The 19,632-nt window shown below is 59.6% G+C and carries 20 protein-coding genes; 11 read left to right on the top strand and 9 right to left on the bottom strand.

Annotated elements, in window-relative coordinates; all coding sequences use genetic code 11:
• The first annotated feature begins 57 nt into the window (after positions 1–57).
• The 4 genes from rnr (at position 58) to I6L34_RS07660 (ending at position 4,417) form a co-directional block, all read left to right on the top strand.
• On the top strand, positions 58–2,451 hold the full coding sequence (gene rnr / locus I6L34_RS07675) for a ribonuclease R (RefSeq protein WP_075115992.1): 2,394 nt from the start codon (positions 58–60) through the stop codon (positions 2,449–2,451).
• Positions 2,448–3,197, top strand: a complete 750-nt coding sequence (gene rlmB / locus I6L34_RS07670; RefSeq protein WP_042052449.1) for a 23S rRNA (guanosine(2251)-2'-O)-methyltransferase RlmB — start codon at positions 2,448–2,450, stop codon at positions 3,195–3,197. Before rnr ends, rlmB begins: the two co-directional genes overlap by 4 nt.
• Before the next feature lie 2 nt (positions 3,198–3,199).
• Positions 3,200–3,772, top strand: coding sequence for a Crp/Fnr family transcriptional regulator (locus tag I6L34_RS07665; protein ID WP_058056465.1), 573 nt, complete (start codon positions 3,200–3,202; stop codon positions 3,770–3,772).
• A gap of 189 nt (positions 3,773–3,961) precedes the next feature.
• Entirely contained in the window at positions 3,962–4,417 is a 456-nt protein-coding gene (locus I6L34_RS07660; protein ID WP_058056464.1) for a GNAT family N-acetyltransferase, read from the top strand.
• Between the two features lie 72 nt (positions 4,418–4,489).
• Here the strand turns inward: I6L34_RS07660 and srmB are convergent, their stop codons facing one another.
• Entirely contained in the window at positions 4,490–5,713 is a 1,224-nt protein-coding gene (gene srmB / locus I6L34_RS07655; RefSeq protein ID WP_005335816.1) for an ATP-dependent RNA helicase SrmB, read from the bottom strand.
• Positions 5,714–5,832: 119 nt separating this feature from the next.
• On the opposite strand from srmB, the gene I6L34_RS07650 reads away from it, so the two are divergent.
• The 3 genes from I6L34_RS07650 to brnQ (I6L34_RS07640) all read left to right on the top strand — a co-directional run bounded on the left by I6L34_RS07650 (position 5,833) and on the right by brnQ (I6L34_RS07640) (position 9,765).
• Positions 5,833–6,543, top strand: coding sequence for a tRNA1(Val) (adenine(37)-N6)-methyltransferase (locus tag I6L34_RS07650; RefSeq protein WP_216956410.1), 711 nt, complete (start codon positions 5,833–5,835; stop codon positions 6,541–6,543).
• Between the two features lie 236 nt (positions 6,544–6,779).
• On the top strand, positions 6,780–8,039 hold the full coding sequence (gene brnQ, locus I6L34_RS07645) for a branched-chain amino acid transport system II carrier protein (RefSeq protein WP_254202964.1): 1,260 nt from the start codon (positions 6,780–6,782) through the stop codon (positions 8,037–8,039).
• Positions 8,040–8,487: 448 nt separating this feature from the next.
• A complete protein-coding gene (gene brnQ / locus I6L34_RS07640; protein WP_058056461.1) occupies positions 8,488–9,765 on the top strand; it encodes a branched-chain amino acid transport system II carrier protein in 1,278 nt (425 codons plus the stop codon).
• 73 nt (positions 9,766–9,838) lie between these two features.
• Here the strand turns inward: brnQ (I6L34_RS07640) and I6L34_RS07635 are convergent, their stop codons facing one another.
• The 3 genes from I6L34_RS07635 to zur are packed head-to-tail and all read right to left on the bottom strand — an operon-like array spanning position 9,839 to position 10,983.
• Positions 9,839–10,069, bottom strand: a complete 231-nt coding sequence (locus tag I6L34_RS07635; protein WP_005335809.1) for a hypothetical protein — start codon at positions 10,067–10,069, stop codon at positions 9,839–9,841.
• A 4-nt stretch (positions 10,070–10,073) separates the two neighbouring features.
• Positions 10,074–10,535, bottom strand: coding sequence for a chemotaxis protein CheX (locus tag I6L34_RS07630; RefSeq protein WP_005343179.1), 462 nt, complete (start codon positions 10,533–10,535; stop codon positions 10,074–10,076).
• Complete coding sequence (gene zur / locus I6L34_RS07625; protein WP_005335805.1) at positions 10,525–10,983, bottom strand: zinc uptake transcriptional repressor Zur; 459 nt, start codon at positions 10,981–10,983, stop codon at positions 10,525–10,527. The genes I6L34_RS07630 and zur overlap by 11 nt, the downstream gene beginning before the upstream one ends.
• A 137-nt stretch (positions 10,984–11,120) precedes the next feature.
• Here zur and dusA point away from each other — a divergent pair, with 137 nt between their 5' ends.
• Complete coding sequence (dusA, locus tag I6L34_RS07620) at positions 11,121–12,107, top strand: tRNA dihydrouridine(20/20a) synthase DusA (RefSeq protein WP_058056460.1); 987 nt, start codon at positions 11,121–11,123, stop codon at positions 12,105–12,107.
• A 69-nt stretch (positions 12,108–12,176) separates the two neighbouring features.
• On the opposite strand, the gene I6L34_RS07615 is transcribed toward dusA, so the two are convergent.
• The 3 genes from I6L34_RS07615 to I6L34_RS07605 all read right to left on the bottom strand — a co-directional run bounded on the left by I6L34_RS07615 (position 12,177) and on the right by I6L34_RS07605 (position 15,896).
• The gene (locus I6L34_RS07615; protein ID WP_216956404.1) at positions 12,177–13,736 is read right to left on the bottom strand and encodes a PAS domain-containing methyl-accepting chemotaxis protein; all 1,560 of its coding nucleotides are present in this window, start codon (positions 13,734–13,736) and stop codon (positions 12,177–12,179) included.
• 137 nt (positions 13,737–13,873) lie between these two features.
• Positions 13,874–14,173 (bottom strand): hypothetical protein, encoded by a 300-nt coding sequence (locus I6L34_RS07610; protein WP_216956401.1) that lies wholly within the window; start codon positions 14,171–14,173, stop codon positions 13,874–13,876.
• 118 nt (positions 14,174–14,291) lie between these two features.
• A complete protein-coding gene (locus I6L34_RS07605; RefSeq protein ID WP_216956398.1) occupies positions 14,292–15,896 on the bottom strand; it encodes an ABC transporter substrate-binding protein in 1,605 nt (534 codons plus the stop codon).
• 184 nt (positions 15,897–16,080) lie between these two features.
• Here I6L34_RS07605 and I6L34_RS07600 point away from each other — a divergent pair, with 184 nt between their 5' ends.
• The gene (locus I6L34_RS07600) at positions 16,081–16,788 is read left to right on the top strand and encodes a ParB-like protein (RefSeq protein ID WP_139461962.1); all 708 of its coding nucleotides are present in this window, start codon (positions 16,081–16,083) and stop codon (positions 16,786–16,788) included.
• Between the two features lie 94 nt (positions 16,789–16,882).
• On the opposite strand, the gene I6L34_RS07595 is transcribed toward I6L34_RS07600, so the two are convergent.
• Entirely contained in the window at positions 16,883–17,542 is a 660-nt protein-coding gene (locus I6L34_RS07595; protein ID WP_216956395.1) for a CatB-related O-acetyltransferase, read from the bottom strand.
• 284 nt (positions 17,543–17,826) lie between these two features.
• Here I6L34_RS07595 and I6L34_RS07590 point away from each other — a divergent pair, with 284 nt between their 5' ends.
• The gene (locus I6L34_RS07590; protein ID WP_005335785.1) at positions 17,827–18,255 is read left to right on the top strand and encodes a DUF2753 family protein; all 429 of its coding nucleotides are present in this window, start codon (positions 17,827–17,829) and stop codon (positions 18,253–18,255) included.
• A gap of 17 nt (positions 18,256–18,272) precedes the next feature.
• On the opposite strand, the gene I6L34_RS07585 is transcribed toward I6L34_RS07590, so the two are convergent.
• Entirely contained in the window at positions 18,273–19,022 is a 750-nt protein-coding gene (locus I6L34_RS07585; RefSeq protein WP_075116000.1) for an enoyl-CoA hydratase-related protein, read from the bottom strand.
• 90 nt (positions 19,023–19,112) lie between these two features.
• On the opposite strand from I6L34_RS07585, the gene I6L34_RS07580 reads away from it, so the two are divergent.
• Positions 19,113–19,562 carry a copper chaperone PCu(A)C gene (locus tag I6L34_RS07580; protein ID WP_058059691.1) on the top strand — a complete coding sequence of 150 codons (450 nt, stop codon included), beginning with the start codon at positions 19,113–19,115 and terminating at the stop codon, positions 19,560–19,562.
• Positions 19,563–19,632: the final 70 nt, after the last annotated feature.

Below are 19,632 nucleotides of genomic sequence, written 5' to 3'. Positions count from 1 at the left end.
CATTCGCCCCCCCCTCCGATATAATGGCACCGTTACCACCTACCCTAAGGCCTGCTTATGTCTCAAAAAGATCCTTTCCTCGAACGCGAGGCCGAAAAATACGATAACCCCATCGCCAGTCGCGAGTTGATCCTGGAACTCATCAAGGGCCATGAAAAGCCCATGTCCCGTGAAGAGTTGGCCAAGGTCCTCAAGCTGAAAGATGAAGAGCCGTTGGAAGCCTTGCGTCGTCGTCTGCGCGCCATGGAGCGTGATGGACAACTGGTATTCACTCGCAACCAATGTTATGCCCTGCCGGATCGCCTGAATCTGGTCAAAGGTTATGTAATCGGCCACAAGGATGGCTTCGGTTTTCTGCGTCCGGAAGGTGGTGGTCCGGATCTGTATCTGAACAACCGAGAGATGCAACGCCTGATGCATGGCGATTACGTGCTGGTGCAGCCGACCGAGATCGACCGCAAGGGTCGTCAGGAAGCGCGTCTGGTGCGCCTGCTCAAGTCCCGTGAGGCAGACATTGTCGGCCGTTACTTCGTCGAGAATGGTGTTGGTTTCGTGGTGCCGGATGACAGCCGTATCGGCCAGGACATCATCATCCCGGAAGGGGAAAACAAAGGGGCTCGTCAGAGCCAGGTCGTGGTTGTGCGGATCAATCAGCGCGCCACCTCCCGCATCAATGCCGTCGGCACAGTACTGGAAGTGCTGGGCGAGAACATGGCGCCGGGCATGGAGATCGAAATTGCCCTGCGTACCCACGGTATCCCGCACACCTGGCCGGAAGAGGTGATCAAAGAGGTTGCCGGTCTCGGCGAGCAGGTGCCGGAGAAGGCCAAAGAGGGCCGCATCGACCTGCGCGCCCTGCCGCTGGTGACCATCGACGGGGAAGATGCCCGTGACTTCGATGACGCCGTCTTCTGTGAAGCCAAGCGTGGTGGTGGCTGGCGCCTGTGGGTTGCCATTGCTGACGTCTCCGCTTACGTGAAGCCCGGCACGGCGCTGGATGCCGAAGCGTATCAGCGCGGCAACTCCGTCTACTTCCCCGAGTTCGTGGTGCCCATGCTGCCTGAGGTGCTCTCCAACGGCTTGTGTTCCCTGAACCCGCAAGTTGACCGTCTCTGCATGGTGTGCGAGATGACCATCTCCGCCGCTGGCCGCATGTCCGGCTACAAGTTCTACGAAGCGGTAATGAACTCTCACGCCCGTCTGACCTACACCAAGGTGGCGGCGATCCTCGACGGGGATCCCAAGCTGCGTCAGCAGTATGATCCGCTGGTGGGCCACATCGAAGAGCTGAACAACCTCTACAAGGCGCTCAAGCATGCCCGTCACCAGCGCGGCGCGGTGGAGTTCGAGAGCGAGGAGACCCGCTTTATCTTCAACGCCCAGCGCAAGATCGACCGCATCGTGCCACTGGTGCGCAACGATGCCCACAAGATCATCGAAGAGTGCATGATCCAGGCGAACGTCGCCGCGGCCCGTTATATCGAGAAGAACGAAGCCTTTGCCCTGTTCCGTGTCCACGACCGTCCGGGCGAAGAGCGTCTGACCGGTTTCCGCGATTTCCTGGCCGAACTGGGTCTGGAGCTCAAAGGCGGCCTCGAGCCCGAGCCGAAAGACTTTGCCGAGCTGGCTGCCAAGTTTGAAGGGCGCCCGGATGCGGAGCTGCTCTCCACCATGCTGCTGCGCTCCATGCGTCAGGCCATCTATCAGGCTGACAACATCGGTCACTTCGGTCTGGCGTTGAAGTCCTATGCGCACTTCACTTCGCCGATCCGTCGCTATCCCGACCTGATCCTGCACCGAGCGATCAAGTATCAGACCGCCAAGGAGCAACAGGGCAACCTGCGCCACAAGTGGACCCCGAGCGGTGGTTATCACTACCAGCTGGAAGAAGTGGACCCGATGGGAGAGCACTGCTCCATGACCGAGCGCCGTGCCGACGATGCGACCCGCGACGTGGCCGACTGGCTCAAGTGCGAGTACATGCTGGATCACGTAGGTGACGAGTTTGACGGCGTTATCGCCAGCGTTACCGGCTTTGGCTTCTTCGTCCGTCTAGCGGAGATCCATATCGATGGTCTGGTGCACGTCAGCACCCTCACCAACGACTACTACCAGTTTGATCCCCTGCACATGCAGCTGATTGGCGAGAACTTCCGCCGTCGCTACCGTCTGGGCGACAAGGTGCGGGTCAAGGTGATGGGCGTGAACCTGGACGATCGCAAGATCGACTTCGTGATGGTGGAAGAGCCGCTCAAGGCCACCGGCAAGAACGCCAAAGAGATGGCGCGCAAGCAGGCCGAGATCAAGAAAGAGAAGGCCAAGAGCGCCCAGCGCCACGAAAAACGTAAAGAGGGCAAGGATCACGGCAAATCCGACAAGGGTGGCCGCGCCAAACCGAGCAACAGACGACCGAGCAAAAAGGCTCGCGATAAGGCCAAGAGCACTAAATGAGTACTGAACTGATCTACGGCATTCACGCTGTATCCGCGCTGCTGGAGCGCACTCCCGAGCGCTTCATCGAAGTGTGGGCCCTCAAGGGGCGGGATGACGACCGGCTGCAACCCCTGCTCGCCGAGCTGGAATCCCTCGGCCTCAAGGTGCAGAGCGTGAACCGCAAGACACTCGACGATAAAGCGGAAGGCAACAATCACCAGGGCATCATGGCCCGGGTGAAAGAGGCGCCGAAGCTGGCCGAGCACGATCTGGCCAGCCTGCTGGACGAACTGGCGGCACAACAGAGCCAGCCCTTCCTGCTGGTGCTGGATGGCGTGACTGACCCGCACAACCTCGGTGCCTGCCTGCGCAGCGCCGATGCTGCCGGGGCTCATGCGGTCATCGTGCCGCGGGACAAGGCCACGGGTCTCACCCCAATCGTGCGCAAGGTTGCCTGTGGCGCGGCCGAAGTGGTGCCGCTCATTCAGGTCACCAACCTGGCCCGCACCCTGCGCGAATTGCAGGAGCGCGGCGTCTGGATTGTCGGTACCGCTGGCGAGGCCGATCACGACCTTTATCAGGCCAAACTGACCGGCCCGATGGCGCTGGTGATGGGGGCTGAAGGTAAAGGCATGCGCCGTCTGACCCGCGAACATTGCGACGAGCTGGTGAGTATCCCGATGGCGGGGGCGGTATCCAGCCTCAACGTTTCGGTGGCGACCGGCGTCTGCCTGTTTGAAGCCGTGCGTCAGCGTCGCGGTTAATCATGCTGACTGACAGACCCCCCTTCGATTGGGCGCAGGTCGCAGATAAAGAGGAGGCCGCGCGCCTCCTCTCTTTTGCCCGCCCGCTGACCCTCAGCCCGAAAAGCTGCCTCTGGCACGCCGGTGACAGCCCGGATCTGCTGGTCAGGGTGGAGCAGGGGCTGCTGCGGGCCAAGCTGGTGCTGGAGGATGGCCGCGAGTACATCAAGGAGTTCTATTGGGAGGGGGACGAGTTTCTCGACTTTCACCACCTGCTCAGTGGCGAGCCTGCCCGCTACAGCGTGGAGGCGCTGGAGCCCTGTCGTCTGCAGCTGTTCAGTCTGGCCGACTTGCGCCAGCTGCCCGGTTGGCCGCGCTGGTATCAGCATCTGCTGGAGGTGCAGCTGCGCATCAAGGAGGAGAAGGAGCAGTTGCTGCTGACCGGCAGCCCGCAGGCGCGTTATCAGCACTTTCTCGACAGCTTTCCCGCACTCGATGCCAGAGTGCCGGATCACCAGATCGCCGCCTATCTCGGCATTACTCCCATCAGCCTGAGCCGCATTCGCAAGCGGTTGAGAGCGCTGAACAAGGAATAGTGTCGCCGAGGCGCCATGAGGGGCTGTGTTGCCACCAGATTTCAGACCTTTCATAGAGCCCGTCTCGGCATTACGCCAGCCAGTCAGTCTGAGCCGCATTCGCAAACGGCTGAAAGAACTTAACAAAGGTTAATGCAGGGCGCTGGCGCCACGATTATGCTGGCAGGCCGAACTGATAAGGAGTTGCCGATGAACTGGAGCCTGAAACACTGGTCTGAACTGACCACTGACGAGTTGTATGAGTTGCTGGCGCTGCGGGCCGAGGTGTTCGTGGTGGAGCAGACCTGCCCCTTTCAGGATCTGGACGGGCTCGATCGCCGCGAAGGGGTCTGGCACCTGCTCGGCTATCAGGGCGAGCTGCTGGCCGCCTATGCGCGGATCATGGCGCCCGGCATCGGCGACGAGAGCGGTGCCGCCATCGGTCGGGTAGTGACCTCACCCAAGGCGCGCGGCGGTGGTCTCGGTCACCAGCTGATCGGCGAGGCGGTCAAGGCGTGTGAGGCGCGCTGGCCGACTCACAGTATCTGGCTTGGTGCTCAGGCTCATCTGCAGGGCTTCTACGGCCAACATGGTTTTGTGGCGGAAGGGGAAGGCTATCTCGAAGATGATATCCCCCATATGGGAATGCGCAGAGTGGCGGCATAACCACTCGTCAGAGTGATTCAGAATGCAGAAGGGCCATCCCGCGGGATGGCCCTTCTCTTTATCGCCAGGCGATCACTTCTTCTTTTTCTTCTTGGCGGACTTCTTCTTGTCGACCGGCTTTTTCTTCTTCACCGGTACCCGCGCTTCCTTGTGTTTCGGGCGCAGCTCGTCGATCACCCGGCGCTTGAGGCGCTCTTCGGTGTAGCGCTCGATCTTGGCGACCATCGCCATGTCGTGGGCCTCCACCAGGCTGATGGCACAGCCACGGTTGCCAGCGCGGCCGGTACGGCCAATCCGGTGGACGTAAACATCAGCGCCGTAGGGCATGTCGTAGTTGATGACGTGGCTGACGTTCGGCAGGTCGATGCCGCGGGCGGCGACGTCGGTGGCGATCAGGAAGGGTACTTCCCCTTCGTGGAACTTGCGGATCGACTCGATACGCTTGCTCTGCTCCATCTCGCCACGGATCCAGGCGCAGGAGATACCTGCCGCCTGCAGCTGGCCGGAGAGCTCCGCCAGACGCTCGCGAGTCTTGACGAAGATAATGGCTTTCTGGGTTTCCGGATCTTTCAGGATATGGGTCAGCAGCGCCAGCTTGTGGGCGGCGTCATCGGCCAGATGGATCCACTGGGTGATGGGGCGACGCTCGCTGCGGGGCGGCTCGGCGTGCAGCTCCACCGGATCCTTGAGGATCTCGTTGGCGAACTTCTCAAGACCGGCCCCTTCCAGGGTGGCGGAGAAGAGCATGGTGTGCTTGCGGTAGCGCGCCTCTTCCACGATGCGGTTCACATCCTTGATAAAGCCCATGTCCAGCATGCGGTCCGCTTCATCCAGCACCAGCACTTCGATGTCGTGGCTCTCGAACTCCTCTTTCTCGATGTACTCGAGCAGACGGCCCGGGGTGGCCACCACGATGTCGGTGGTCTTGGTTAGGGCAGGCAGCTGCTCTTCATGGCTGACGCCGCCGATGATGGTCTCGATACTGAGGTTGGTGTGTGCCGCCAGCGCCTTGGCGTGGGCGGTCACCTGCAGCGCCAGCTCGCGGGTCGGGGTCAGGATCAGCATGCGGCAGGGGCCTGGTTTGCGGCGCGGGAAGTCCAGCAGGTGCTGGAGTGCCGGCAGCAGGAAGGAGGCGGTCTTGCCGGTACCGGTCGGAGCGGATGCCAGAATATCGCGGCCGTCCAGGGCTGGCTCCAGCACCATCTGCTGGATGGTGGTGGGGCGGGTGAATCCCATCTCGGCCAAGGCCCGGTTGAGGGCTGGGTGCAGGTCGAAATCATCAAAGGACTGGCTCATGGCAATACTCGGTCATTAAGGAAACGGCAGATTATAGGCGATTATCTCGTCGGCTCCTATTGGTGAGTGTGTCTTAGCCGCTATAATCGCCCACCATTTTTGCAGATGACGGGGGCCAGATGGGACGTAGTCGCGGATTTACCTTCAAACAGTTCCATATCAATCACGATCGCTGCGCCATGAAGGTGGGTACCGATGGCATTTTGCTCGGTGCCTGGGCGCCGGTCGAACAGGCGCGTCGAGTGCTCGATATCGGCACCGGCAGCGGCCTGATCGCCCTAATGCTGGCCCAGCGCAGCAGATCTGACTGTCGTCTTGATGCGGTCGAGCTGGATATTAATGCGGCCAGCCAGGCGCGGGAGAATGCGGCGGCTTCTCCCTGGGCCGATCGGGTAACCGTCATAGAGAGTGCCATTCAGGATTATCAGGCTGCCCCTTACGATCTTATCGTCTCCAACCCTCCCTATTTCGTGGCAGGCCAGTCATTTAGCGATCCGGCGAGGGCGTTGGCCCGCCATACCGGCGCCCTCGACAGCCACGCATTACTGGCGGCCTGCAATCGTTTGCTGAGCCCGAAGGGGCGGGTAGCGCTGGTGCTGCCGACGGCGATGGCCGATGAAATTTTATGCATTTCGGCGAATTATGATCTGCATGGCATTTGTTATACAGCTGTTATCACCAGAGAGGGTAAAGAGGCAAATCGTGTTTTATTGCTACTTGGCAGAGGATTAAACAGGTGTGAGAGGGGTGAAATTGTGATCCATTCTGCTGATGGGGCCTATTCCGACAGATATATCCAACTGACCAACCCCTTCTATTTGAAGATGTAAATTTCGTCTTGAACTATTTTTTCACGCCATTATGCTGGTTCCAGATCGAGCGCCCGCTCCAGACCAGCTAAAACCACTGGTTGCGATGAAAAAACATGCGGGGCTCTTTTTTTATACCCCCTGAACACACCCGGTCAGCGACCGATAAAAACTATAACAAGCAATAATTTACAAGACAGACGAGGTTGAACTTGACGAAATCACTCACATTGTCCGATGTACTCGGATTAGGGTTTATGACCTTCGCCTTCTACTTGGGCGCCGGTAACATCATTTTCCCGCCGTTGGCCGGTTACATGGCTGGTGAGCACCTCTCCCTGGCGATGTTTGGCTTCCTGGTCACTGCCGTGGGCCTGCCTCTGGTGACCATTCTGGCCGTGGCGAAAGCCGGTAACGGCTGGGCTGGCATGACCAAACTGCTGCCTGCCGGTGTCGCGACTGCGCTGGCCGTTGCCATCTACATCATCATCGGCCCGGCCTTTGCCGCGCCCCGTACCGGTCTGGTTGCCTACGAGATGGGCCTCAAGCCGTTCATCGGTGATATGGGGCAAGCGGGTCTGGCGGCCTATACCGTGATCTTCTTTGGTGTGGCCATTCTGGTCTCCATGAACCAGGGCAAGCTGATGGACGCCATCGGCAAATACCTGACTCCGGTACTGATGCTGCTGCTGCTGACTCTGGCGATCGGTGTATTCGTAGCACCGCAAGGCTCCATGCCTGATGCGTCCGGTGACTATCAGAACAGCCCCTTCGTGAAAGGGATCCTGGAAGGCTACAACACCATGGACACCTTGGCGTCCCTGATGTTTGGCGCCCTGATCGTCGATCTGCTGCGCCAGAAAGGCATCAACGATTACAAGAGCCAGTTCAAGTATCTGGCCATTGCCGGCCTCATCTCTGCCGTTGGTCTGAGCGTGGTGTACGTATCCCTGTTCCAGCTGGGCAACACTGCGGCCGGTGTGGCGACCGATGTCAGCAACGGTGGCGCCATCGTCAACGCCTACGTACTGAGCCTGTTTGGTCAGCCGGGTCAGTTCATTCTGGCGGCCATCATCACTCTGGCTTGCTTCACCACTGCCGTGGGCCTGATCTCTGCCTGTTCCGATTTCTTCCACAATCTGACCGGCATGGCTTACAAGAAGCTGGTGGTGCTGCTGGGCGTTATCTGTGCCGTGGTAGCCAACGTGGGCCTGAGCCACTTGATCAGCCTCTCCATTCCGGTGCTGGTTGCCATCTATCCGGTTGCCGTGGCGCTGGTGCTGGTCACCTTCCTGAAGGGTTACTTCGGCCGTTCCCGTCTGGTGTTCCGTGGCGTGTTGATGGTTGCCTTCCTGTTCGGTTGCCTGGATGGTCTGGGTGCTGCCGGTATGAAGATGGATGCGTTTGCCTTCCTGCCGCTGTTCGACAAGGGCCTCGCTTGGCTGATGCCGACCCTGCTGGCCTGCGTAGTTGGCGTGATGGTGCGTCCGACCGAGATGGCTGCCGAAGCTGCCTGATCACACCCGATCTGATATTGCCAAGAGCCTGCCCTGTGCAGGCTCTTTTGTCTTCTGTGAGCCTCGCATTTCACCTCGCTTTGCTGCCGTAATTGTCACCGTACGCAGATAGCATCTGAGCAGCCGTATCTTGCCGCTATAACCCGTTTCCCTCTTCTTGCCTCCCATACGCCACGTGTGACACCTGTTTATGGAGCGCCGAGTTGTTCGGCGATTAATTCCGCAGCAGTAAATTGTTTCAAGATATTAATTGGTGATTGAGATCGAACTCCTCTTCTTTATGCTAAAGGTGGTGCGCCTCACCGGTCCGCGGGCCGTGTGGGGGCGAGAGGTATTGTTACCGGTTATCTGCCAGGCAGTGGGTGCAATCAATAACAAGCTGATAAGGCAGATGAGGTTGAGTTTGACGAAATCATTGAAGTTGTCCGACGTATTCGGATTGGGGTTTATGACGTTTGCCTTCTATCTGGGGGCTGGCAATATCATTTTTCCGCCGCTGGCCGGTTTTATGGCTGGTGAGCATCTGCTGGCCGCCATGTGTGGCTTTTTGCTGACGGCGGTGGGTTTGCCGCTGATCACCCTGATTGCGGTGGCCAAGGGGAGTTCGGGGGGCGGCGCGAGTGGCTGGACCGGAATGACCCGCTATCTGCCCGCCGGGGCGGCGACGGCGCTGGCCATCGCCATCTATATCATCATGGGACCCGCCTTTGCCATTCCCCGCACCGGTCTGGTCGCCTACGAGATGGGCCTCAAGCCCTGGCTTGGCGATGCCGGTCATGCGGGGCTGCTGATCTACACCCTGAGTTTCTTTGCGCTGGTGATCCTGGTGGCGCTTGATCGGGGCAAGCTGCTTGATGCGGTCGGCAAGTATCTGACCCCAGCCCTGATGGCGATGCTGCTTATTCTGGCGGTCGGGGTCTTTATGACGCCGCAGGGCACCATGCCTGATGCCAGCGGTGAGTACATAGATGCGGCTCTTACCAAAGGAATGCTGGAGGGGTACAACACCATGGATACCCTGGCCTCCCTGATGTTTGGTGCCCTGATCATCGGGTTGTTGCGCCAGAAGGGGATCGAGGATTATCGCAGCCAGTTCAAATACCTCACCATTGCAGGTTTGATCTCGGCGGTCGGGTTGTCGGCGGTGTATGTCTCGCTCTTTCAGCTGGGCAACAGTGCCGGTGGGGTGGCGAGCGATATCAGCAATGGTGGGGCCATCGTCAATGCCTACGTCCTGAGTCTGTTTGGTCAACCGGGTCAGTTTATTCTGGCTGCCATCATTACCCTGGCCTGTTTTACCAGTGCGGTCGGCCTGCTCTGTGCTGGTGCCGACTACTTCCATGGCCTGACAGGTTGGGCCTATCGCAACTGGGTGATGCTGCTGGGGGCGCTCTGTGCACTGGTGGCCAATGTGGGGTTGAGCGAATTGATCGGCCTCTCCATTCCGGTGCTGGTGGCTATCTATCCGGTTGCCATCGCGCTGGTGCTGGTGACCTTCCTCAAGGGATGGTTTGCCCAGCCACGGCTGGTGTTTCGCGGTGTGCTGACGGTCGCCTTTCTGTTTGGTTGCCCCGATGGGCTGGGCGCTGCCGGTATGGCGATGGACGGCTTTGCCTTCCTGCCGCTGTTCGACAAGGGACTTGCCTGGCTGCTGCCGACTCTGTTGGCCTGCATCGTCGGCATCTTGATGCGACCAAGCGGTAAGCTGGCTGCCGAAGCGGCTTGATTCTGGAACAACGAGATAGCAAAGAGGCCAGCAGCTGCTGGCCTCTTCTGTTTCTGCCGGATCCGTTACCGGATCAGATTTGCGGGCCTTTCGGCTTGGGTTTTCCCTCCAGACCATACCAGTGGGTTTCTACCCGTCCGGCATGCCACTCGAAGGTGCCCCAGGGCTGCTTGGCTTCCCAGCGCGGGAAGTTGATGAGCACCCGGTTATCTTCGTACTTGTAGAGGGAGGTGCTGATCTGAATGTCCGACAGGATCAACAGCAGGGCCCAGCAGATGAAAATCCATTTCAATGCTTTCCACATAGGGTTACTCGAAGCAGATTTCGATAGTGGCGCGACCGAAATCCGATTCGAACGGCATCATGATCTTGGTGCCATCGGCACGGTGGGTAATGGTGTGGTTGGGGCCGGAGACGATGATGGGGGTCGCCATGTCAAACTCGTAGCCCTTCTCGCCCAGCATCCGCTTTGCACCGCCGGTCACCATGTTGGTGATTTCACCGACCATGTCGGTCACCTCTTCGTTGATGGAGGCGGGAGCTTCCCCCAGCATGCGGCGCATGATCTCCAGCGCCAACCCCTTCTCGAAGCTGATGGAGAGGGAGCCACGGGTCTGCGGGCCGACCATGCCGATCAGGCCGGAGACGTCGCCGCGCGCCAGCTCATCCATCTTGCGTTTCGGTTTGCCCGGTTTGAGTTCCAGCTGTGCCATGGTCGAGAGCACATTGAGCAGGGATAGCAGGAACGGATTTACAAAATCAGCCTTCATGATGACTTCCTACAGTGGGCGTACAACGGGCACATTGGCCATGTGCCTCTATCGTCTTATTGGTAATAGTAAAACCATGCAAGTGGGCCTGCTCGGAAAACGCGCTATCGATCGCCGTATCGTGAAGCTCGACCACATCCCCGCACTCGTCGCAGATCAGCAACTGCATCGGGTGAGCGTGATCGAAGTGGCAGCAGAAGATAAACGCGTTGAGAGATTCCACCTTGTGAGCAAAGCCCTGTTCGAGCAAAAAATCGAGTGCCCGATAGACGGTTGGCGGCTTGGCATTGGCTTCGGTTTGTTGCAGCTGGGCCAACAAATCATAGGCGCTGATGGCGTTGCCGTGTGCCGCCAGCAGGCGAAATACCTGACGTCGGGTCGGGGTGAAGCGGATCCCTCGCTGTATACAGAGTCGCTCGGCTCGTTGTAAAAGTTGGTCTTGATTCATGATCGCGCAGATACCCTTTCTATTAGCCGGATACTATCACAGGGCCTCGCATGGCGCGGCGACAAAATTCATTTTCTGGGGCTGCTTCACGTTGTGATAAAATCCGCCCCTTTCTTTAGCCAACCCGGATGATTTTTATGCAGGCGCAGCGTTTTTCCATCGCCCCCATGCTGGACTGGACTGATCGGCATTGCCGTTACTTTCATCGACTGATGAGCAGCCAGACCTTGCTCTATACCGAAATGGTGACCACCGGTGCCATCATCCATGGCAAGGGGGATTATCTGGGTTACAGCGAGCAGGAGCACCCCATCTCCCTGCAGCTGGGTGGCAGCAATCCCGCCGATTTGGCGCGCTGTGCCAAGCTGGCTGAGGAGCGCGGCTATGACGAGGTGAACATCAACGTCGGTTGCCCCTCCGATCGGGTGCAGAACGGTCGCTTTGGTGCCTGCCTGATGGGTGAACCGGCGCTGGTGGCTGACTGCGTCAAGGCGATGCGCGATGTGGTCGATATTCCGGTGACGGTGAAGACCCGTATCGGTATCGACGATCAGGACTCCTACGAATTTCTGCAGGCCTTTATCGAACAGGTGCGCGATGCCGGTTGCGACACCTTTATCGTCCATGCCCGCAAGGCGTGGCTGAGTGGCCTGAGCCCCAAGGAGAACCGCGAGATCCCGCCCCTCGATTATCCCCGCGTCTATCGGGTCAAGCAGGATTACCCGGAGCTCACCATAGCTCTCAACGGCGGCGTCACCTCCATGGAGCAGACTCTGGAGCACCTGCAACACGTCGATGGCGTCATGATGGGGCGTGAAGCCTATCAGAACCCCTACATTCTTGCGCAGGTGGATAATCTGGTGTTCGGCCAGAATAACGCCGTGCCTAGCCGCCATGAGGTGGTGCGGATGATGCTGCCCTATATCGAGCAGGAGCTGGCCAAGGGCAACTACCTCTCCCACATGACTCGCCACATGCTGGGGCTGTTCCAGAACATGCAGGGGGCTCGCGCCTGGCGCCGTCACCTGAGTGAGAACGCCTGCAAACCGGGGGCGGGTATTCAGGTGGTGCTGGATGCCATGGCCAAGGTGCCGGAGTTTGCCGCCAGCGAGACGGCCGAATAAGCCGGTTGTGCCAAGGCAAGAGCAACCCAAAAGCGCGTCAGTTGACGCGCTTTTTTGATCGCTGTCGCTTCAATATCTGAACTGGTTGATCAGCCGCGAGAGATCCTGCAGCCGCTCTACCAGCAGGGTGATGCCATCGAGGGCCTGCCTGCTGTTGTCGGCGGTGTGGCTGGCCAGCTGGTGGATCTGGTGTATCCCTTCATCGAGCGTCGCCGTGACGTCGGCCTGCTGACTCACCGCCTGGGCGATCTCGTCGCTGGTGCGGGTTACCTGCCCCAGCATCCGGTTGATCTGGGTGAGCACGTCGGCGGTGGTGCCCGCGTGCTGCTGGCAGCGCACCGAAGTCTGCGCCCCTTGCGTCATCCCGTCCGACAGTTGTCGTGTAGTCTGTTGCAGCGCCTGGATCATCTCGTGGATCTCGCTGGTTGAGGCACGGGTCTTCTGGGCCAGCGCCCTCACTTCATCCGCCACCACGGCAAAACCGCGCCCCTGTTCGCCCGCCCGGGCGGCCTCGATGGCCGCATTGAGGGCGAGCAGGTTGGTCTGGTCGGCGATTTGACTGATCACCTCCAGAATACCGCTGATCTTTTGGCTGTCGCTGGTGAGCTGGGCCAGCACGGCGTGGTTGGCATCCAGCTCCTGATGGAGTTGGTTGACGGCAGAACGGGTGGTCGCCAATGCTTGCAGCCCCTCGTCGGAGACCTGCTGTACCTCTATAACCAGATTGCTCGCCTCATGGGCACTGTGGGCCACATCCCGAATGGAGTGGCTCAACTCGGTGATGGCGGTCGCCAGCTGCTCGCTGTGGGCGCGCTGCTGCTGCAGGTGGGTATCGATGGTCTGGATATTGCCCTGGTCATCTTCGGCTGCCTGCAGGATCTGCTGGTTGGTGTCGGCGCTGCGCCCGACCACGGCCTTGAGCTCGGCCTGCTTCATCCGCAGGGCCAGTTCGACGGCCGCCAGAGTGTCGCGCCGTCGGGTGTAGAGCACCTGACAGAGGCGGGTTCCCTTGTCTTGATCGGCAAGGGTGAGCAGATGAGCCAGCCGTTGCTGCAGTCGCCAGCCGTGGATTGCCTGTGCCAACAGCAACAGAGCGGTGGGCAGCAGCCATAACAGGTTGCCGGTGGCAAAGGTAGCAAGGGTAGTGAGCAAGGCAGAAACGGAGAGCCAGAGGGTCAGCTGACCCGGTTCAATGTGAAACCGGCTCAGCCAGGGAAGCGCCTTGCCGCTGCGCAGCAGGCCATAGAGCTGCTCGGCCCAGGCCACATCGCTGGCGGCGGGTTTGGTGCGCACCGACTGGAACTCGACGATCTCCTTCTGCGCATTGAGGATCGGGGTGACGTAAGCGTTTACCCAATAGAACTGACCGCTTTTGGCGCGGTTCTTGACCAGCCCCATCCAGCTTTTGCCCTGCCGCAGCCGCTGCCACATGTCGGCGAAGGCCGCCTTGGGCATGTCGGGGTGTCGCACCAGATTGTGGGGTACTCCTTCCATTTCGGTCGCACCATACCCGGCCACATCACAGAAGTGCTGGTTGGCATAGGTAATATGACTGGCGGGATCCGTGGTCGAGATGAGTGCGATGTTGTCGGGGAAGTGTATCTCCCCCTCCTGATGGAGTTTGGTCATGTGTCGTTCCTGAAAAAGCCAAATAACTGATAACTATATTTTTTATTGTCGTTCTCAGTTAATCATTCTAAGGCTCTTCAGTGCCCCGAACTTGGCTTTGGTCAATTAATCAACACAATGAATTGATGAAGTGAGGGTCAGCTGGCCGGTGTGAAATCGTGGACTTCGCCGCTTCTCGGTTTAAAGCGCGGATCGCTATCTTTGTAGCTGCGCACCAGCTCCATTGTCTTGCAAAAGCTGGTCTGCTTGTCGTACTCCTGACGAGCCAACTCAATGGCCCGTTCGGCCCGGCGCCGCTCCATCTTGTCAGACTTGCGATCGCTGAACTGTTGCTGCTGGTGCAGCATCCAGCCGACAAACTCTTGCTGGCATTGGGATTCGCTACTGGCCTGCGCAGGCAGGGTCCACAACAATGAGAGCAGTATCAAATAACGCATGTCTGACTGGGTATTGAAGATTAATTGAACAGAAGGGGCAGCATTTTAGGCTGGAAATCGGGATGTGAACAGTATCAATAGCGAGGCCCCGCGGGGCCTCGCATCGTTGTGGCCGGTGTCAGTGTTTGACGAGGTAGAGCTGGCGGCTGTAGGCCACATCTTCCGGGTTGTTGATGGGGTAGCCTTTGAGCCATGGCTTGATGAGTCGGGCATTGGTGTACTGGTAGATGGGGGCGATGGGGGCTTGATCCAGCAGGATCGCCTCTGCCTCGCCAAACAGCTTGCTGCGGCTGGCGGCATCCTGGGTGCTGGCCGCCTCTGCCAGCAGCTGGTCATAACGGGCATTGGCAAAGCCAGCCATATTGCCACTGTGACGAGAGCCCCACAGGCCGAGGAACGCTGACGGGTCGTTGTAATCGGCGACCCAGGAGGAGCGGATCACCTCGAACTGCCCGCTTTGGCGGCTGTCGAGATAGGTTTTCCACTCCTGATTGGTCAGCTCGACCTCGGCGCCCAGCTTCTGCTTCCACATGCTGGCAATCGCCAGTGCCATCTTCTTGTGAATTTCCGCGGTGTTGTAGAGCAGGGTCAGCTTGAGCGGCTTGTCCGGGCCGTAACCGGCCTCCTTGAGCAGGGCCTTGGCCTTGCTGTCCAGCGCCGGCTGGCTGCTGGTGGAGAGCAAGTTGGCGGCCGGGGTAAAGCTGGCGGTTACATCCGGAGTGAAGTGATAAGCCGGTTTCTCGCCAGTGCCGAGCACCTTGTCGGCGATCAGGGCGCGGTCGATGGTGTAGGAGAGCGCTTTGCGCACCCGCACATCGTTCAGTGGCGCCTGACGGGTATTGAAGGCGTAGTAGTAGGTGCCGAGCTGATCCGGGGTGTAGACCTCATTCGGGATCTGCTGCTTCAGCTTGTCGTACTGCTCCTTGGGGAAGGATTCGGTGATATGCAGATCGCCCGCCAGATAGCGGTTGGTGGCCGCGCTCTCCTGATTGATAGGCATGAAGATCACCTTGGTCAATACGGTATGGGCCCGATCCCAGTAATAAGGGTTGGGGGTCAGCTCCAGCTTCTCGTTGACTACCCGGTTATTCAGCACAAAGGCACCGTTGCCCACCAGTTTGCCGGGTTGGGTCCACTGGTTGCCGTACTGCTTGATGCTGGCCTGATGGAGCGGCGACAGGCTGGGGTGGCTTAGCAGGTTCAGGAAGTAGGGCACCGGCTGGGAGAGGGTCACCTGCAGGGTGTGGTCATCGAGGGCCTTGACCCCCAGCTCGCTGGCAGGCAATTTGCCAGCGACTATCTCGTCCACCTTGTCGAAACGGGCCAGCTGGGCAAACCAGGCGAAGGTGGCCGCCTCTTTCGGGTCGACCAGCTTGCGCCAGCTGTAGACGAAGTCGCCGGCCTTGACCGGATCGCCGTTGGACCAGCGCGCATCCGGGCGCAGATGGAAGGTAAAGAACTGGTTGCCCTTGTTCTCCCAGCTGGCCGCCACCCCGGCAACCGGTTTGCCATCCGGCCCCTGGGTCAACAGCCCCTCGAACAGATCCCGCAGTACCTGCAACTCTGGCAGGCCGACCAGCTTGAGCGGGCTCAGGCTGGCAGGTTCATCCTTGAGGTGGCGAACGACAATCTGCTCGGCGGCGAGTTGTGTTCCGGCGGGAATATCGGCAGCCTGGACAGCAGCACAGCCCAGCAGGGCCAGCAAGGGGGTCCATCCTTTCATGGGTCGGATCCTTCAAATAGTGTGAAGCGGGGAGAAAACTCGGCGAGAAAATATCGCCGACAGATGGGAAATCATGATATCCCGTTTGCTGGTCTGACCGCCAGCATTCGACTCTCACTCCCAATCGGGGTAGAAGAGCGTTCCCGGCGTCTGTGCAGTTCAATGTGGTGAGGAGTGTCAAACGATGAAAGCATGGTTAGTGCTGGCCTGTGTGTTGAGCCAGGGTGCCTGGGCGTTGGCCCCGTGCCAGAGCGACACGGCGGTGGGCAACTGGTGCGAGATCGGCATCGATGCCTTGCACCCGACTCAGGGGGGCGTCGGCCAGATCCAGGTCGATGAGACCCAGGCCACATTGGCTGGCATGAGCGCAAAGCAGCTCGACAAGTTGATGAAAAAGAAAGAGATCCCCGTGGTGATTGCGCCGGATGGCAGTTACTGGCTGGTGGACAGGCACCATCTCACCAAGGCGTTGTGGCAGCAGGGCGTCAAGGATGCCCGGGTCAAGGTGATTGGCCGCCTGCAGGACAAGGCTAACTTCTGGAGCCAGATGCAGAACAACCACTGGGCCTGGCTCAAGGATGAGAAGGGGCAGCCGCTGACCCCGGAGCAGTTGCCGACCAGCATCGACAAGCTGCCTGATTACCCCTATCGCACCCTCGCCGGACTGCTGCAGAACGCGGGTTACTTTCGCAAGGATAAACAGGTCTATTTCGTCGAGTTTGCCTGGGCCAGCTGGCTCGGCAAGCAGATGCAGTGGATGCCGGTGGACAGCGCCAATCTGGCGGCCCGCCTGCAACAGGCCAAACGGCTCGCCTGCGGCAGCGATGCCAAGGATCTACCCGGTTATCCCGGCAAGCAGTGCAGCCTCAACCAGTCCAAAAGCGCGCAATGAGTGGATGTGCGATGACGGCATCCAGAGCATGCCGGAGATAAAAGAGGGCGACCCCAGGGTCGCCCTTCTGCTGTCAGCTACTGGTTAGCGGTGGTCACTCATGGCGCTCCGCCCAGCGGGCAGCCGCCTGCTCAAGCAGGGCGACTTCGCCTTGCTGGATCAGCGGTAGCAGATCGTTGACCTGTTGATCCGGCCAATCCCACCAGGCGAGGGCCTGTAGCCGGGCAATCTCCTCCTCGCCAAAGCGCATTCGCACCACCCTGGCCGGGGTGCCCGCCACCATGGCATAGGGCGGCACATCCTGATTGACCAGCGAGCGGGCGGCGATGATGGCACCGTCGCCGATGGTGACGCCGGGCATGATCATCGCCTCCATGCCGATCCAGACATCGTTACCGATGCGGGTATCGCCTGCGGGGCGGTAGCTGCGCTGGAGCGCCGCCAGATCGGCGAACGGATAGGTGCTGATGAAGGCCGTGTTGTGGGTGTGGTTGCCACCCATGATGATCTTTACCCCGGCGGCAATCTGCACATAGTCGCCGATATGGAGACGGTCGATATGCCAGAGCGGCTCCCAGCCGGTTTCCGGGCTGCGGCTGAAGGGATCGCCATGGAGGTAGCGCACTGCCACCTCTTCGAAGGGGCCATCCCAGGCACCAGAGTAGTAGCTGTTCTGCCCTTTGAGGCAGATATTGGGGTTGGTCACCGTCAGGTGCAGGTATTCGACCTGCGACCAGTGTTGGCAGGTGTTCATGCTGGTACTCCTTTGCTGAATGGATCGGATGGGTTGCGTTCGCTTGAGCGCAGCTAATAGATCCAGACCAGCATGCGGGGCACGCAGAGCAGGGAGCAGCCCAGCATCTGCGGGAGGCGAGGTCGCATTGTGGTGTGCTCCAAAGAAGAGGGAAGGGCGCGATCATAAGGTCGGGCGCCGGGTTTGCCAAGGTTGCGCAGAGATCCTGCACTAACCCTCTGGTTGATATTTATTCTCAATTAGCCATGATAACACTCCCACCATGACGGACTCGGGAGAGCTAAATGACACCGCAAAGTTGGCAACGATACATGCTGGAGGCGGAGCGTGCCTGGCAGGCCGGTTCGCTGGGGGCGGCGATCTGCTTTTATCAGCAGGCGCTGGGGGATGTTTACGAGATGACCCAGGTCGAGTTGACCGAGCTGGCCACCATGCGAGTCGCCACCTGTCACCGGCTGGCCGACTTCTGGCGGGCGATGGATGAGCCGACTTACGAGCTGCGCTACCTGAAACTCGCCTCCGAGCTGGTGACGGCGCTGGTGCCACAATGCCCCAACCGGGAGTGCGAGGCGCTGATCAGCGAGCTGGGTTGCTGTCGTGGTGCCCTGCTCGCCTTTCTCAAGCGCCACCCCAATCCGGAAATTGCCCGGCTGATCCAGCTGCAGGACAAGGTGCAGGGCTGCGAGCTGATCGGCCGTTTTCGCCTCAACTGAACGGATGTGGGCGCGGCTCAGCCCCGCCGTTTGAGTTTCTGGGCGATGCGCTGCTGCGCCTCTTCCCCTTGCAGTGCCTGGGCGAAGGCGCGCGCTTCCAGATCGATGACAAAGTGCACCGCCTGTTTGAGCTCCTGTTTCAGCAGCGCCTTGCTCTTTTGCAGCGCTCTGGGCGGTTTGGCCGCCAGCTTCAGCCCCTGCTCGCGGGCAAAGGAGAGCAATCCATCGGCCGCCACCACCTTGTTGGCCAGCCCTAATCGCAGCGCCTCTTCGGCATCCATCGCCTCGGCCAGCAGCAACAGCTCGGCCGCCTTGAGGTGCCCCACCAGACGCGGCAGCAGCAGGCTGGAGGCGAACTCCGGCACCAGCCCCAGCTCGACAAAGGGAAGCTGCAAGCGGGCGTTATCCGCCAGATAGACCAGATCGCAGTGCAGCAGAATGGTGGTGCCAATCCCCACAGCCGGGCCTGCAACGGCAGCGATCACGGGTTTGGGGAAATCGGCCAGGGTGTGGAGGAACTGCAGTATGGGGTCGTCGGGCTCCAGCGAGCTCTTGCCCATAAAGTCGGCCAGATCATTGCCCGCGGTAAAGCAATCTTGCTGCCCCTGCAACAGCAGGACATGCACCTCCTCATCGGCTGCCGCCTCTCGCAGCACTGCCACCAGTTGCTTATAGAGCTCGGTATTGAGAGCGTTGCGCTTGTCGGGGCGGTTGAGGGTCAGGGTGAGCAAGCCATCCTGCTGCTCGGCAATGAGAATGGGGGCCATGTCTAAATCCTTGTTATTGAAAGGTGCAAAAAAGGTTGCTGCTGGGGTAACCTTGGCGCCGTTTAACAACATCATAAAAGGATTTCAACCATGTTTAAACGTGCGTTTTATTCTCTGCTGGTTCTGGGTATGACGGCGCCTGCACTGGCCAAGGTCGAGGCTGTCGACGGCTATGTGCGCCTGTTGCCGCCGGGCTCCCCCAACACTGCCGCCTTTATGGTGCTCAAGAATGACGCCGACCAGCCGGTCAAGCTGGTGGCGGCGGCTTCTGCTGCGGCGGGGCGTGCCGAGCTGCACACTCATCTGCACGAAAATGGTGTGATGAAGATGCGTCAGGTCGAGAATATCGAGATCCCGGCCAAGGGCGAAGCGGTGCTGAAACCGGGCAGCCTGCACATCATGCTGTTCGAGGTGGGCACGCTCTCCGAGCAGACCCCTTTCCCGCTCACCCTCACCATGGACGATGGTCAGAAGCTGGAGCTGTCACTGCCGGTGAAGCCGATTGAGCCGATGGCAGAGATGAAGCATATGAAGCACTGACATTTGTCGTCGTTTGTTCAGGATTGACGCTGGGTATTTTGGCTGCACCGAGTAAAATAGTGCTCTTTTC

The sequence above is a fragment of the Aeromonas sp. FDAARGOS 1404 genome, from assembly GCF_019047085.1.
Classification (GTDB): domain Bacteria; phylum Pseudomonadota; class Gammaproteobacteria; order Enterobacterales; family Aeromonadaceae; genus Aeromonas; species Aeromonas veronii.
The sequence above is the reverse complement of the archived record's forward strand: the minus strand, read 5'-3'. Positions and strand labels throughout refer to the sequence as shown.

What these genes read in the sequence shown, in the direction of transcription:
- I6L34_RS07610 (WP_216956401.1), bottom strand. Translation starts at nt 14,173, where the DNA reads ATGCGTTATTTGATACTGCTCTCATTGTTGTGGACCCTGCCTGCGCAG.
- I6L34_RS07580 (WP_058059691.1), top strand. Translation starts at nt 19,113, where the DNA reads ATGTTTAAACGTGCGTTTTATTCTCTGCTGGTTCTGGGTATGACGGCG.
- zur (WP_005335805.1), bottom strand. Translation starts at nt 10,983, where the DNA reads ATGAATCAAGACCAACTTTTACAACGAGCCGAGCGACTCTGTATACAG.
- I6L34_RS07650 (WP_216956410.1), top strand. Translation starts at nt 5,833, where the DNA reads ATGGGACGTAGTCGCGGATTTACCTTCAAACAGTTCCATATCAATCAC.
- I6L34_RS07630 (WP_005343179.1), bottom strand. Translation starts at nt 10,535, where the DNA reads ATGAAGGCTGATTTTGTAAATCCGTTCCTGCTATCCCTGCTCAATGTG.
- I6L34_RS07590 (WP_005335785.1), top strand. Translation starts at nt 17,827, where the DNA reads ATGACACCGCAAAGTTGGCAACGATACATGCTGGAGGCGGAGCGTGCC.
- I6L34_RS07605 (WP_216956398.1), bottom strand. Translation starts at nt 15,896, where the DNA reads ATGAAAGGATGGACCCCCTTGCTGGCCCTGCTGGGCTGTGCTGCTGTC.
- I6L34_RS07635 (WP_005335809.1), bottom strand. Translation starts at nt 10,069, where the DNA reads ATGTGGAAAGCATTGAAATGGATTTTCATCTGCTGGGCCCTGCTGTTG.
- rlmB (WP_042052449.1), top strand. Translation starts at nt 2,448, where the DNA reads ATGAGTACTGAACTGATCTACGGCATTCACGCTGTATCCGCGCTGCTG.
- I6L34_RS07615 (WP_216956404.1), bottom strand. Translation starts at nt 13,736, where the DNA reads ATGACCAAACTCCATCAGGAGGGGGAGATACACTTCCCCGACAACATC.
- I6L34_RS07660 (WP_058056464.1), top strand. Translation starts at nt 3,962, where the DNA reads ATGAACTGGAGCCTGAAACACTGGTCTGAACTGACCACTGACGAGTTG.
- I6L34_RS07595 (WP_216956395.1), bottom strand. Translation starts at nt 17,542, where the DNA reads ATGAACACCTGCCAACACTGGTCGCAGGTCGAATACCTGCACCTGACG.
- rnr (WP_075115992.1), top strand. Translation starts at nt 58, where the DNA reads ATGTCTCAAAAAGATCCTTTCCTCGAACGCGAGGCCGAAAAATACGAT.
- I6L34_RS07585 (WP_075116000.1), bottom strand. Translation starts at nt 19,022, where the DNA reads ATGGCCCCCATTCTCATTGCCGAGCAGCAGGATGGCTTGCTCACCCTG.
- brnQ (WP_254202964.1), top strand. Translation starts at nt 6,780, where the DNA reads ATGACCTTCGCCTTCTACTTGGGCGCCGGTAACATCATTTTCCCGCCG.
- I6L34_RS07600 (WP_139461962.1), top strand. Translation starts at nt 16,081, where the DNA reads ATGAAAGCATGGTTAGTGCTGGCCTGTGTGTTGAGCCAGGGTGCCTGG.
- dusA (WP_058056460.1), top strand. Translation starts at nt 11,121, where the DNA reads ATGCAGGCGCAGCGTTTTTCCATCGCCCCCATGCTGGACTGGACTGAT.
- I6L34_RS07665 (WP_058056465.1), top strand. Translation starts at nt 3,200, where the DNA reads ATGCTGACTGACAGACCCCCCTTCGATTGGGCGCAGGTCGCAGATAAA.
- brnQ (WP_058056461.1), top strand. Translation starts at nt 8,488, where the DNA reads ATGACGTTTGCCTTCTATCTGGGGGCTGGCAATATCATTTTTCCGCCG.
- srmB (WP_005335816.1), bottom strand. Translation starts at nt 5,713, where the DNA reads ATGAGCCAGTCCTTTGATGATTTCGACCTGCACCCAGCCCTCAACCGG.